The organism is Microbacterium sp. AC035, assembly GCF_979258485.1.
Map to the genome: position 1 here is coordinate 24638 of NZ_OZ409858.1, position 13765 is coordinate 38402.

General features: G+C 68.5%; 10 protein-coding genes. 5 read left to right on the forward strand and 5 right to left on the reverse strand.

The window, feature by feature from the left end:
• Positions 1-121 precede the first annotated feature (121 nt).
• The 4 genes from ACZ0AA_RS00130 to ligD all read left to right on the forward strand — a co-directional run bounded on the left by ACZ0AA_RS00130 (position 122) and on the right by ligD (position 7749).
• Positions 122-2968: a lamin tail domain-containing protein gene (locus ACZ0AA_RS00130; protein WP_463511801.1), complete on the forward strand. Its 2847-nt coding sequence runs from the start codon at positions 122-124 to the stop codon at positions 2966-2968.
• Positions 2969-3054: 86 nt separating this feature from the next.
• Positions 3055-5508, forward strand: a complete 2454-nt coding sequence (locus ACZ0AA_RS00135; protein ID WP_400861805.1) for an ATP-dependent helicase — start codon at positions 3055-3057, stop codon at positions 5506-5508.
• 26 nt (positions 5509-5534) lie between these two features.
• Positions 5535-6656: an SseB family protein gene (locus tag ACZ0AA_RS00140; protein WP_463511802.1), complete on the forward strand. Its 1122-nt coding sequence runs from the start codon at positions 5535-5537 to the stop codon at positions 6654-6656.
• 40 nt (positions 6657-6696) lie between these two features.
• The gene (gene ligD / locus ACZ0AA_RS00145) at positions 6697-7749 is read left to right on the forward strand and encodes a non-homologous end-joining DNA ligase (RefSeq protein ID WP_400861802.1); all 1053 of its coding nucleotides are present in this window, start codon (positions 6697-6699) and stop codon (positions 7747-7749) included.
• 3 nt (positions 7750-7752) lie between these two features.
• Here the strand turns inward: ligD and ACZ0AA_RS00150 are convergent, their stop codons facing one another.
• Both ACZ0AA_RS00150 and ACZ0AA_RS00155 read right to left on the reverse strand, forming a co-directional pair.
• Positions 7753-8796 (reverse strand): ATP-dependent DNA ligase, encoded by a 1044-nt coding sequence (locus ACZ0AA_RS00150; protein WP_400861801.1) that lies wholly within the window; start codon positions 8794-8796, stop codon positions 7753-7755.
• Between the two features lie 52 nt (positions 8797-8848).
• Positions 8849-10300 (reverse strand): phytoene desaturase family protein, encoded by a 1452-nt coding sequence (locus tag ACZ0AA_RS00155; RefSeq protein ID WP_463511803.1) that lies wholly within the window; start codon positions 10298-10300, stop codon positions 8849-8851.
• Positions 10301-10341: 41 nt separating this feature from the next.
• Here ACZ0AA_RS00155 and ACZ0AA_RS00160 point away from each other — a divergent pair, with 41 nt between their 5' ends.
• Positions 10342-10827, forward strand: coding sequence for a hypothetical protein (locus ACZ0AA_RS00160; protein WP_400861798.1), 486 nt, complete (start codon positions 10342-10344; stop codon positions 10825-10827).
• Between the two features lie 52 nt (positions 10828-10879).
• Here the strand turns inward: ACZ0AA_RS00160 and ACZ0AA_RS00165 are convergent, their stop codons facing one another.
• The 3 genes from ACZ0AA_RS00165 to ACZ0AA_RS00175 all read right to left on the reverse strand — a co-directional run bounded on the left by ACZ0AA_RS00165 (position 10880) and on the right by ACZ0AA_RS00175 (position 13422).
• Complete coding sequence (locus tag ACZ0AA_RS00165; RefSeq protein ID WP_463511804.1) at positions 10880-12115, reverse strand: acyl-CoA dehydrogenase family protein; 1236 nt, start codon at positions 12113-12115, stop codon at positions 10880-10882.
• A gap of 78 nt (positions 12116-12193) precedes the next feature.
• Positions 12194-12856: a TetR/AcrR family transcriptional regulator gene (locus ACZ0AA_RS00170; protein WP_463511805.1), complete on the reverse strand. Its 663-nt coding sequence runs from the start codon at positions 12854-12856 to the stop codon at positions 12194-12196.
• A gap of 281 nt (positions 12857-13137) precedes the next feature.
• Positions 13138-13422, reverse strand: coding sequence for a hypothetical protein (locus ACZ0AA_RS00175; RefSeq protein WP_400861789.1), 285 nt, complete (start codon positions 13420-13422; stop codon positions 13138-13140).
• Positions 13423-13765 lie beyond the last annotated feature (343 nt).

The window sequence follows — 13765 nt, forward strand, 5'->3', positions numbered from 1 at the left end:
CAGGCTCGGGCGATGGCGAACCGCCACCGGTCGTTCACCATCCGTGCACCTGAGAGTCGTCGGGCGGCCATGGGGCATCGCTGATGTGGAGTCATACCCGTCTGATTCCCCCAGGAGCCCCATGTCCCGCCTGCAATCCGCGGCTGCGGTCACGACGGTCTGCGCGCTCAGCGCAGCCGCTCTGCTCGCCGTGCCCCTCGCCGCCACCGGAGCCGAACTCGGCATCCGGATCAACGAAGTCGAATCCAGCGGAGGTGTTCCCGGAGACTGGATCGAGTTCGTCAACGTCTCAGACGCCGCTGTCGATCTGAGCGGCTTCGTCGTGAAGGACGACGGCGACGACGAGTCGTATGTGTTCCCCGACGGATCTGTCGTCGAACCCGGCGCCCACCTCGTGCTCGATGAGGCAGGCGATGGCGTCAGCGGCTTCACCTTCGGTCTCGGAAAGGACGACCAGGTCCGTCTGCTCGACCAGAGCGCGACGCTCGTCGACCAGACCTCCTGGACGGCTCACGCGGCTGTCACGTGGGGTGCCCGCGAGGTCGCAGGCACGGTCGAGTGGGCGGAGACGACCGAGTCCACGAAGGGCGCGGCCAACGTGTTCGCCCCGGACGCTCCTCTCGGCGGTTCGATCGTCATCAACGAGGTCGATTCGCAACCCGCGGACTCGGTCGAGTTCTACAATTCCGGGGACGCCGCACTCGATGTCTCCGGCTACGAGATCCGCGACAACTCCGACGACCACCGCTGGCAGTTCCTGCCGGGGACGCAGATCGCTGCAGGCGGATTCCTCGTGGTCGAGGAGGGCACGATCGGCCTCGTCGACGGCGTCGAGACCGCGTTCCGCGATCCGATCGGCATCGGCAGTGCCGACCGCATCCGGCTGTTCGACGTCGGTGGCGCGCTGATCGACGACACCCTTCCCTGGGAAGGCCACGCCGCGATCGACGGCGACTCCGCCGCGGCGACGCTCGCACGCTGCCCTGACGGCGAGGGCGCCTTCGTGCTCGCCCACCCGACCATGGGCGGCGCGAACTCATGCGTGATGCCCGATGTGGTCATCAACGAGATCGAGTCCGACGGTGACGCGACCGACTGGGTCGAGGTCGTGAACTCCGGCAGCACGGCGGTCGACCTCTCCGGCTGGACGGTCATGGACGGCGATCCGATCGGCCACGCGGCTGAGACGACGCCGCTGCCCGCGGGTACCGTCCTCGAGCCGGGTGCGTACTTCGTCTTCGACCAGCCGGCGAACTTCGTCTTCGGCCTCGGCAACGGCGACACCGTCACGGTGCGCGATGCGAACCTCAACGTCGTCGACGAGCATGTGTACGACGCGCACGCGGCGGGCGTCCTCGCCCGTTGCGCCGACGGCAGCGGAGACCTCATCGACATCGCGGTCTCGACCAAGGGGCAGCCCAACGCGTGCGGCAACGCGGTGCGCATCAACGAGGTCGAGTCCGACGGCGGATCGCCGGGAGACTGGGTCGAGCTCGTGAACCCGACGGCATCCGACCTCGACGTCTCCGGCATCATCGTGAAGGACGATGACGACACGCACTCGTACGAGATCCCGGCAGGCACGACGATCACTGCCGGCGGGTATCTCGTCATCGAGGGCGCCGACCTCGGCTTCGGTCTGGGTGACGGCGACTCCGTGCGCCTGTTCGACGGCGACCTGCTCGTCGACTCCACCACCTGGGCTGCCGGGCACGCAGCGGTCACGTGGGGTCGCTGCCCGGATGTGACCGGAGCCTTCGCCGTCACCGCGGAGAGCACGAAGGGCGAGGCCAACACCTGTGCAGGGGAGATCGAGGTATCTCCGTGGCCCGGCTCCGCCGAGGTCAGGGTGCTCGACACCGCGCCGACCTTCCTCGAAGACAGCTCCGGCCTCGACGTGCAGGAGACCGCAGACGGATCGTTCCTCTGGGCAGTCGACAACGGTGACGGACGCATCTGGAAGCTCGAGGCCCACGCCGACGGCTCCTTCGCGCAGATCCCCGGTTGGGAATCGGGCAAGCGCGTGCGGTTCCAGAAGGATGCCTCGGACCCCGGCGCCGCAGGCCCCGACACCGAGGGCATCACCGTCGACGGCGACGGGGCGGTCTACGTCGCCTCGGAGCGCGACAACAGCGCCAAGGGGGTGAACAGCAACACCGTCCTGAAGGTCGACCCCGAGTCGTCCGCCGGTGATCTCGTCGCCGAGCAGGAGTGGGATCTGACCACCCTGCTTCCGGCCGTGGGAGCGAACCTCGGCATGGAGGCGGTGCAATGGGTGCCTGATGCTGCGCTCGACGGTGTGCTCTTCGACGACAACACCGGAGCGGCTTACGACTCGGCCGACTATGCCGGTCACGGTGACGGTCTCTTCTTCGTGGCCGTCGAGGACAACGGTCATGTGTACGCGTTCGCGCTCAGTGCCGACGGTCAGGCGACTCTGGTCTCGGAGATCGCACCGGGTCTCGCCGGCGTCATGGCACTCGACTACGACAGCGTGCTCGACGTGCTGTGGGCGGTCTGCGATGACGGCTGCCAGGGCCAGTCGGCGCAGATCACCCTGAACGGCACGGCTCAGCCCGGACTCGCGCACTTCGCCCGCCCCGCCGGCATGCCGGACATCAACAACGAGGGATTCGCGACGGCTCCCGCCTCGCTGTCGGTCGACGGCGAGCGTCCGGTCTGGTGGTTCGCCGACGGCTTCGCGGCGGAGGCGCTGCGCGTCGGCACCCTCCCCGGCGCGACCGCGGAGAATCCGGGAGAGAACCCCGGCGAGAATCCGGGCGAGAACCCGGTGGAGAACCCGGGCGGGAACGCCGACGGGCAGACGCCGCCGGCGCCCGGCAGCGTCTCCGATGGGAATGGTCTGGCTGCCACCGGTGCCGAGCTTCCCGTCGGGATGACCGCGATCGCGCTGCTCCTCGTCCTCGCCGGTGCGCTGATCATCCGTCGGCGTCGCCTGACCCCCTGAGGCGAGCGTCTTCGGGATGGGGCGGGTGCACGGCATCCGCCCCATCCGCCGGCAGTGTCGGTGGCGCGGCCTAGACTCGTAGAGCCATGACCGAAGCCCCCCTCATCGTCCCCGGATCCGTCGGCCCCCGCTCCACCGGAGCACAGGGACAGGACGACCTCCTCGCCGGCCTCAACCCGCAGCAGCTCGAGGCGGTGACCTATCGTGGGCCCGCGCTGCTGATCGTCGCGGGCGCAGGTTCCGGCAAGACCAGCGTGCTCACCCGCCGCATCGCGTCGCTGCTGAGGGCGCGAGAGGCGTGGCCCAGCCAGATCCTCGCGATCACCTTCACCAACAAGGCGGCCGGTGAGATGCGCGAGCGCGTCGAGGCGATCGTCGGCGACGCCGCTCGAGGCATGTGGATCTCGACCTTCCACTCCGCCTGCGTCCGCATTCTGCGCCGCGAGGCCCAGCAGTTCGGGTTCACCAAGTCCTTCACCATCTACGACTCGGGCGACTCGCGCGCGCTGATCAAACGCCTGGTCAAGCAGCACGAGGCCGATGCATACGGGCTCACGCCCGGAGCCGTGCAGTCGCGCATCTCGAAACTCAAGAACGAGCTGTCCGACGCCGACGCCTACGCGCGCCAGGCGAACATGAGCGACCCGGCCGAGCGGATCTTCGTCGAGCTGTTCGCCGACTACCAGCGTCAGCTGCAGAAGGCGAACGCGTTCGACTTCGACGATCTGATCGGGCAGACCGTCCATCTGTTCCGCGCGTTCCCGCAGGTCGCCGACACCTACCGCCGTCGTTTCCGTCATGTCCTCGTCGATGAATATCAGGACACCAACCACGCCCAGTACGCACTCATCCACGAGCTGACGAGGCCCGTGACCGGCGAGAGCCCCGACCCGTATGCCTCCAACGGCATGATGATCTTCGAGCCCGAGACCACGCCAGAGCTCGAGGGCGCCTCGCTCACCGTCGTGGGTGACTCCGACCAGTCGATCTACGCCTTCCGCGGCGCGGACATCCGCAACATCAGCGAGTTCGAGCGCGACTTCCCCGGCGCGCGGGTCGTGCTGCTCGAGCAGAACTACCGGTCGACCCAGAACATCCTCTCCGCGGCGAACGCGGTGATCGGCAACAACTTCGATCGAAAAGACAAGAAGCTCTGGAGCGACAAGGGCGACGGCGACATGATCGTCGGCTTCACCGGCTACTCGCAGCACGACGAGGCGCAGTTCGTGGCCGACGAGGTCGAGTCTCTGCACCGTGCCGGGATGCCCTACTCCGAGATGGCGGTCTTCTATCGCACGAACTCGCAGTCGCGCGCACTGGAAGAGATCTTCATCCGCTCGGCCGTGCCCTACAAGATCATGGGTGGCACGAAGTTCTACGAACGTGCCGAGATCAAGGACGCCCTCGCATATCTCGTGGCCGTCGCGAACCCCGCCGATGAGATGGCGGTGCGGCGCATCCTCAACAAGCCGCGTCGCGGCATCGGCGATGTCAGCGAGACGGCGATCGCCCGCTTCGCCGAGGACCACGACATCACGTTCCGTCAGGCGCTGTCCGTGCCCGAGCAGCTGGGCTTCGGTCCGAAGATCCAGGCGGGCATCGCCCAGCTCGACGCGGTGCTCGCCGAAGCGACCGAGATCATGCTCCCCGCCTCCGGCGAGGTCCCCGCTCCCACCACCGTCGCCGACGGGCTCAGCGTGCTGCTGTCGAAGAGCGGGTACCTCGATGCGCTGCGTGCGAGCCGCGACCCGCAAGACGAGGCGCGTGTCGAGAACCTCGACGAGTTCGTCGCCGTCGCACGCGACTTCGCCCGCAACAATCCCGACGGGACGATCGTCGACTTCCTCACGGAGGTCGCTCTCGTCTCCGATGCCGACGACCTCGACGACGAGTCGGGTTCGGTGTCTCTCATGACGATGCACACCGCGAAGGGGCTCGAGTACGATGCGGTGTTCGTGACCGGAGTCGAAGAGGATCTGATCCCGCACCGCATCTCGGCAGGCGAGCCGGGTGGCCCGCAGGAGGAACGCCGCCTCTTCTACGTCGGCATCACGCGCGCGCGCAAGCGTCTGCACCTGTCGCTGGCGATGACCAGGGCGCAGTTCGGAGAAGTCTCCGTCGCGATGCCCAGCCGATTCCTCCAGGAGATCCCCGCAGGGCTCATCGACTGGCGCCAGTCGCCGGGCGACGTCAACTCCCGCGGTGGCACGCAGTCCCGCGCGCTCAATGCGCGTCGCGGAGGAGGATTCGGCGGATCCGGTTCGGGCGATCGCTTCGGCGTGAAGCAGCTGCCAGGACGCGACTCGCTCAAGCCGCTGTCGACGGCGATGGACAAGTTCCCCAACCGGGTGACGGCCAAGATGCGTGACAACGGCGACCTCGAGCTGGCTGCGGGTGACCGCATCCGCCACTCGGATTTCGGCGAGGGACGAGTCGACGCGGTGACGGGCGAAGGGGCGAAGCGCATCGCGCACGTGCGTTTCGATTCTGCCGGTCAGAAGAAGCTGTTGATCAAGGTCGCGCCGATCGAGAAGATCTAGCCCGGTGGCGGGTTAGGCTGGCAGATATGGCCCTGTTCTCCCGCCGCAAGAAGTCCGCTGACGACGTCGTCGCCGACCACACCGAGACCGAGGATTCTGCCGTCGACGCTCCGGAGGTCGCGGACGCACCCTCCGAACCCGCTGAGGTCACGCCCACCATCGGGATCTCCGTGCAGGCGTTCCGCGGTGTCGGCGCGCAGGCCGGACCCGAGGTCGAGCTGCCCGATGCCGACGCGGCTCCCGCGGCATCCGCGCCGACCACCGCACCTGCGCCCGCAGCGCCCGCTGCACCTGCGGCCGAGCCCGAGCGCAAGCTCCCACTGGCACCGGCGATGCCGCCCGAGCAGACCGAGACCGTCGCGGGCATGAAGGACAACGTCCTGCTGCGTGAATCCCTCACAGAGGTCGAGCAGGGCGCCACGAACGAGCAGCTTCTCGGAGTGCTCCGCCAGGCGCTGCAGGGCCACATGTACATCCGGGTGAACGGCGATGCCCGTGCGCAGATCAGTGAGGGCAAGCCCCTCGCGGTCGCGGTGGTGCGCGATGGCGATCGTCAGTTCATGCTGGCGTTCAGCTCGGCAGCCGCAGTGCGCGACTCCGTGCAGCTCGAGAAGGACCCGACGGCGACATCGGCGGTGGCCCAGCCCGTCACCTCCGTTCTGCAGCAGGTCGTCTCCGGAGATTTCGCCGGTCTCATCGTCGACAACGCCTCCGCCCCGCACCGCGTGGTGTTCCCGACCGAGCTGCTGCAGAAGGCCCTCGAGCAGGCAGACGTCGACATGACCGTCAAGTCGCTCATCGCCGCGCCGCGCGAGCAGGACACCGCAGCCAAGGTCGGTGAGGCGCTCGCGACCAAGCGCATGTGGGTCGCCGTCAACGAGGGCAACCCGGGCGGACAGGTCGGCATCGCCGAGGCGCAGACGCCTGACGGCAAGCGGTTCCTCCAGCTGTTCTCGCACCCGCTCGAGGTGCTCGCACTCGGCCGCGGTGATCGACCGCTGCCGTTCGAGCCGCTGCAGCTGGCGAAGATCCTGTCCAGCCATATCGACATGGCCGGCGTCATCATCGACCCGGCCGGGCCCAGCATCGTCGTCGAGCGCGATGCGCTGACCTCCGTGCTGATCCTGGCGATCGACATCGACGACTGACGGGCTTCCGCACGTCCCACCGGCCCCCTAGGGTCGGAGCATGGCCTCAGAACGCGTGCCCCTGACCGTCACCGATCCTGACGGAGAGCGCGAGGTCGTGCTCTCCAGCCCCAATCGGATCGTGTGGCCGAAGGACGGCATCACCAAGGCCGAGCTCGCGGAGTACTTCCAGCTCGTCAGCACTCCGTTCCTCGAGGCGAACGGCAATCGTCCCGTCTCGCTCGAACGCTTCCGCGACGGGCTGGGCAGCGACGGCTTCTTCTCGAAGAATCCGCCCAAGGGTACGCCCGACTACGTCGACGCCGTCACGGTGACCTACAACAGCGGGCGACGGCATCCGCAGATCGTGCTCAACCGACCGAGCGCCATCGTCTGGGCGGCCCAGATGAACACGATCGTGTTCCACCCGTGGGCGTCGCTCGCCTCTGATCCTGACAACCCCGTCGAGCTGCGGATCGACCTCGACCCGCAGCCGGGAACGGGGTTCGCCGATGCCATTCCCGCCGCACACGCTTTGCGCGAGGTGCTCAGCGAGGTCGGTCTCGACGCGTTCGTGAAGACCAGCGGCAACCGCGGGCTGCACGTCTTCGCTCCGATCGAACCGACGCACGAGTTCCTCGACGTGCGACATGCCGTGATCGCCGCAGGCCGAGAGCTGGAGCGTCGGATGCCGGACGAGGTGACGATGAGCTGGTGGAAGGAGGAGCGCGGGGAGCGGATCTTCATCGACTTCAACCAGGCGAACCGCGACCGCACGATGGCCGGTGCATACAGCCCTCGGGCGCTTCCGGGAGCCACGGTCTCGACTCCGGTGCACTGGGAGGAGCTCGACGGCCTCGACCCCGCCGTGTTCACTGTGCGGAGCATCCCGAAACGACTCGACGAGGTCGGCGATCCGTGGGCAGGCAAGCAAGACAGCCCAGGGCGCATCGACACGCTGCTGGAGTGGTGGGAGCGTGACAAGGAAGCCGGTCTGGGAGAGCTGTCGTTCCCGCCCGAGTTCCCCAAGATGCCGGGGGAGCCGCCGCGCGTGCAGCCCAGCAAGAAGGTCGAGGCCAACTGGGATGCGAACGGCGACCCGATCGACGAGTGAGGGTCAGCCGATGACCTCGGCCAGATCGTATCCCGCAACCGTGTCGAGCTGGTCGTAGGTGCACGAGCGGGCATCGCGGTCGGGTCGCCAGCGTTCGAACTGCACGGTGTGCCGGAACCGCGACCCCTCGAGCTGGTCGTAGCGGACCTCGAGCACGAGCTCGGGCCGCAGCCGCACGAACGACACATCTTTGGACCCGCTGAAGCGCGAGCGCTCGCCTTCTCCGGTGACGGCATCGCCTGCATCGTCGCGCTCGACCAGCGGGGCGAGTTCGTCGACGAGTGCTGTGCGACGAGCGTCGCTCCACGCGGCGACGCCACCGACCTGCCGCAGCGTGCCGTCTGAGTCGTAGAGGCCGACGAGAAGCGATCCGACCCCGGACCCGGATTTATGCACGCGGTATCCGAGCGCGACCACATCCGCTGTGCGGGCGTGCTTGATCTTGACCAGTGTGCGCTTGCCCGGCGCGTACGGCTGATCGAGCGGCTTGGCGACGACTCCGTCGAGGCCGGCGCCCTCGAACTCGGCGAGCCAGCGCACGGCCGCTTCGCGATCGCGGGTCGTGCGCGTGATGTGCAGCGGATGCCCGACCTCGGCCATCAGCGTCTCCAGGCGCTCGCGCCGCTCCGCGAAGGGGACAGCCAGCAGGTCTTCATCGCCGATCGCCAGCAGGTCGAAGGCGATGAACATCGCCGGAGTCTCCGCGGCCAGTCGGGCGACCCTCGACGCGGCGGGGTGGATGCGCTGACTCAGCGCTTCCCAGTCGAGCCGCTGCGCGCCCGCCGGCCCGGTGGCGACGACGATCTCGCCGTCGAGCAGGCAGGGGGCCGGAAGCAACCGGGGGATCGCCTCGACGAGCTCGGGAAAGTACCTGGTCAGTGGCTTCGCTCCGCGTGAGCCGATCTCGACGGTCTCGCCGTCCCAGGCGATGAGCCCTCGGAATCCGTCCCACTTGGGCTCGAACAGCAACCCGCCGGCGGTCTTCGCGGGATCGGGGACGGATGCTGCCGCCTTCGCCAGCATCGGGGAGGGGATCTCGTAGCGCATGGGTCCATCCTGGCGTCGGGGACGCCCCGGCAGAAGTGCGACTTCGGGACCGTCAGTCGAACAGATCGCCGAGCGAGACGCGGGCGCCCGCATCCTTCAGCGCCGTCCGGGCGGCGTGCCACCCGGCCATGCCGTTGACGCCTGGCCCCGGCGGGGTCGATGCCGAAGCGAGATACACGCCGTGCATCGGGGTGCGCCACGGTGCCGTGCCGAGCACAGGCCGGCGGAGCGCCTGCGGGATCGTGAAGGCGCCCCCCAGGATGTCGCCGCCGATCTCCGACGGGTTGACCGCTTCGCGCGACGATGCGGGCACCGAGTGGTGGGCGAGGATGAGGTCGCGGAACCCGGGTGCGAACCGCTCGACCTGACGGGTGATGAGTTCGGTGGCGTCGAGGTCGGAGTCCTGAGGCACGTGGATGTAGGCCCACAGCACCGCTTTGCCCTCGGGTGCCCGACTCGGGTCGAAGACCGATGGCTGCACACTCAGGACGTACGGTCTGTCGCTGATCCGACCGCGGGCGACGGCGTTCTCGCTGTCCCAGATCTCCGCCGCCGACCCGCCGATGTGCACGGTGGGTGACTGCCCCACCTCGGGATTCGTCCAGGGGATCGGGCCGTCGAGAGCGAAGTCGACCTTCGCGGCGGCCGGGCCGTAGCGATAGCCGCGGATCGCCCGCGCATACGCCGTGGGGATATCGGGATGGGTGAGCGTCAGCCGGGGCGATGTGTTCAGCATCAGCAGGTCGCCGCGAGCGGGGTCGCCCCAGTCGAGCGACGCGAGGTCGGTGACGTGGGTTCCCGATTCGACGGATCCGCCATGGGCTTCGAGGTCGGCGACCATGCTGTCGGCGATGCTCTGCGCCCCGCCTCGCGGGTACATCCACCCTCCGGCGTGCGCCTGCGCGGCCAGCAGCAGCCCGGCGGCGGCGCCGGCGAGGGAGGGGAGAGGAGTGTTCGCGTGCGCCAGGACGCCCGCCATCAGGCCGGCGGCCTCCTCGGTGCGGAAGGACCGGCGGGCGAGAGGGGTGCCCTGGTCGAGCATCCGCAGCGCGAATCGGAGAGCCGTGATCGGCTCGCGGGGAATGCGGAGCATCTGATTGCCGGTGAAGTCGACGACACCCTCGACATGTGTGCTCAGCGGGCGCAGAAGCGACAGCCACGCGCGCTCATCGACACCGAGTCCCGCCGCGGTGCGCTCGATGTCTCGCCAGGCGATGCCGGCTCTGCCGCCGTCGAGCGGGTGCGCGTAGGAGATGTCGGGCAGGATCCAGTCGACACGTTCGGCGAGGCCGAATGCCTGGAAGAACGACGAGGAGAGCGCAGCCGGATGCACCGCGGCGCAGACATCGTGGCGGAAGCCGGAGAGGGTCGATTCTGCGGTGCGGACGCCGCCGCCGATGGTGCTCGCCGCTTCGAGGACGCGCACCTCGTACCCGGCTCGCGCGAGGGTCACGGCCGCCGCGAGGCCGTTCGGTCCGGACCCGATGATCGTCGCGCGTGCCATTCGGCCAGTCTTCCATGCCCGGGCGTGAGATCCTTGAGGAAATGAATGAAGTTCAGGGCCCGACCCCCACAGGCAACTCCCGTCCGTACCGAACCCTCGCGGAGGCGCTCCGTGCGCACCGCATCGCCGAGGAGAACCACGAGTTCATCGCGGCGATCACGGATGCCGTCGGCATCTCGTCCTACATCGACCGAGGCCGCTACATCGAGGCGATCCGCCGCGGCGAGGGCGCCTCGCTGCACATCGGCAAGACCTACACCAATGGCTTCACCGAAGACGAGGTCGTCGTCGTCGGCTCGACGCCCCTCCGTCTCCGGGCGAGCGAAGGCCGTGCTCCGTACTTCTTCGTGACGCACCCGAGCGAGTTCCGTCCCATCGCTCCGGTCAAGGCGAAGCGCACCACGACTCCTCGAGTCGCGGCGGCGCCGAAGGTCGAGCGCGCGACGAAGACGAGCGAGCGCGACTACGGCGTGTGCGACGTCTGCTTCATGGTGAAGACCCCGGCCGGTGGGTGCGGCTGCGACTGACGCCGTCGTTCTCCTGCGGCGTCACGGTGTCGCCGCAGGACGGACCACCGGCTCAGGCGAAGGCGCTCATCCCGGTGATGTCGCGTCCGAGCAGCAGTGCCTGCACGCTCTCGGTGCCCTCGTAGGTGTGGATCGCCTCGATGTCGGCCATGTGCTGCATCACGCCGTTCTCGAGCAGGATGCCGTTGCCGCCGAGCAGATCGCGTGCGATGGACGCCACGCGCCGTGCTGCGCGCGTGTTGTGGAACTTCGCCAGTGACGCTTGGGTGGGGCGCAGTTCGCCGGCGGTCTCGAGGTCTGCGAGGCGGCGGCAGTAGAGCTGCATCGCGGTGAGGTCCTCGAGCATGTGAGTGAGTCGCTCCTGCACCATCTGGAACTTGGCCAGAGGCTTGCCGAACTGGATGCGCTGCGTCGAGTAGGCGAGCGCGGCCTCGTAGCAGGCCGTCGCGTGACCCAGCGCCGACCAGGCCACGCCGGAGCGGGTCGCGTAGAGCACGATCGAGGCGTCCTTGAAGCTCTTCGTCCCCGGCAGCACGGAGTCGAGCGGCACCCGCACGTCGTCGAGCACGATGTGCGCCTGGTGGATCGCGCGCAGCGATGCCTTGCCGCGGATCGGCGTCCCGGTGTAGCCCGGAGTGTCCTGCTCCACGAGGAAGCACCGCACGGCGCCGTGCTCGGCGGCCGTCTCGTCGTCGACGCGGGCCCACACGAACGTGATGCCGCCCGAGGCGCCGTTGCCGATCCATTTCTTCGCCCCGCGGATGACCCATTCGTCGCCATCGCGGCGTGCGACGGTCTCGAGTGAGACGGAGTCCGATCCGTGGTCGGGTTCGGTGAGGGCGAAGGAGCCGAAGACCGAGCTGTCGGCGAGCGACGTCAGCCATCTCTCCTGCTGCTCGGGCGAGCCGAAGAGAGCGAGAGTGCGCAGCGCGAGCCCGCCCTGCACGGCCAGCACCGTGCCGAGCGACCCGTCGCCGCGGGAGATCTCCATGTTGACCAGACCCGCCGCGAGAGGGGAGAGACGCGTGAGCGAAGGATGCTCGATGCCGTCGACCACCAGGTCCATCTCGCCCATGCGGCGGGCGGCGTCGAGAGGGTATTCCGCGCGGTCCCAGGCATCCGCCATCTGCGGGCCGACCTCGTCGATGTAGGCCTTGGCTCGATTCCAGGCCGAGCGATCGGCCTCGGGGATGTCGGCGAAGACGGCGTAGTAGTCGCTGTCCTGTCTTCCGGTGATGTCGTACGACGAGACGCGCTCGCCGGGGAGGGGAGAGGCTGCGGTGCTCATGATGACTCCTTCGTGACACCAAGTATCGTACTCCTCGATACTCGGTTCCACGACTCCGTTCGGGGGAGTCCGGCCAGGTCAGTCGAGCTGCGTGCGCAGGCGCCTGGTGACCTCGGCGATCGGCATCGAACGGGGGAACACCGCGACGACGACGTCGTCCGGCGCCTCGGTGGCCGCGTCGGAGGGCACGCCGTAGCGGCGACGCACATCGGCGAGAGCCGTCTGCAGCGTCGACAGCGGCACCTTCTTCTTGCTGCGCAGCAGCTGCCGCAGCACATGGTTGTGCACCGCGGTGACGAGGGCCGAGAATCCGACGGCATCCAGAGGATCGATGCCGGGAAGCGAGCTGCGCAGGTAGTCGTCGAACAGCCGCTCGTAGCGGAACACCGTGATGATCTCGCGTTCACGGAGCACCGGCACCTGGCGGACGATCTGATAGCGCCGACGCGCGAGCTCGGGGTCGTGCGCGAAGTGGGCGAAGACCGACTCGGATGCCGCGCAGACAGCTCCCCAGGGGTCTTCGTGTCCCTCGCCGAGGAACGTCCGCAGCTGCTCGAGCAGCACCTCGTGGTCGGCGAAGACGACATCCTCCTTGCCGCCGAACTGGCGGAAGAACGTCGACCGAGAGACCCCCGCGGCCTTCGCGATCTGCTCGACGGAGGTCTGGTCGAAGCCCTGTGACGCGAAGAGCTCGAGTGCAGCGGCCACGACGCCGGTGCGCAGTTCTGCGGATTCGTGCATGGGATGAGCCTAGACCTCGGCCCGTGGCGGCGCAGACGCCGCCGGATGGGTGATTGCCTTCCCATCGACCGTCCGAGGGCCCCGACGCCTCATCCTCGCCGTCGGGGCCCTCGACCATCATGCGGTGCGACGGCTCCTGGTGGTTTCGGCTCGGCCGGGTCTGCGACGGGCGTGGCGTCCGGCGCGACCGGAGGATCGGCCACCGGGGCGGGCGGGCGTTCCATGGCACCGGGCGTGATGGGCGGAGCCGCGGGCGACGACGAGAAGCAGCGCGAGCTCGGTCACGAGGATCCTCCCAGCCGACGAGTCGCCGAGGAGTCCCCCGCCCTGTACCGGCGCGCGATCTTCAGGAAGAGATCCAGCGCTTCGGCCTCCGAGGCGAAGCGAAGCGGGTCATGGAATATACCTCCGCGCTCGTCGGTCTCCCACACGAGCCAGCCGTCGCCGTCGCTGTCGATCCATGCCGAGGACTCGCGTCGACCTGTGCGGCCGAACCAGTTCGCGGTGGCGGTGAGCGTTTCGGCTGCGATGATGCGCTTCACTTCGTCGGGGGTGAGTTCGGTCATGTGATCTCCTTAAGCAGGCCCAGCGTGATCAGCTGCTGCGCCGTGAGGGCAGCTGCACCTGTACGCCGCCCGCCGGTCGAGCCGAGTCCGGTCGCGATGTCTCCGCGATACCCCTGCGACCCGAGGCATTCGGGCGTGAGCTCGTCAGTCAGGAGCTCGTCCTTGGGCCGTCTCCTGGTACTGGCGGAGGTGTACCGGCCCTCGTGAGGACCGTAGCGGTCGAGTACATCTCCGGGCTGCGGAGTATGCGGCCTCTCTCCCTGATCCGACGCTCGAGAATGCTACCGGACGCCTTCTGGTCGTCGCCCGCGCTCTGCGGACGTAGGGGCGCTCAGGAGGCGGT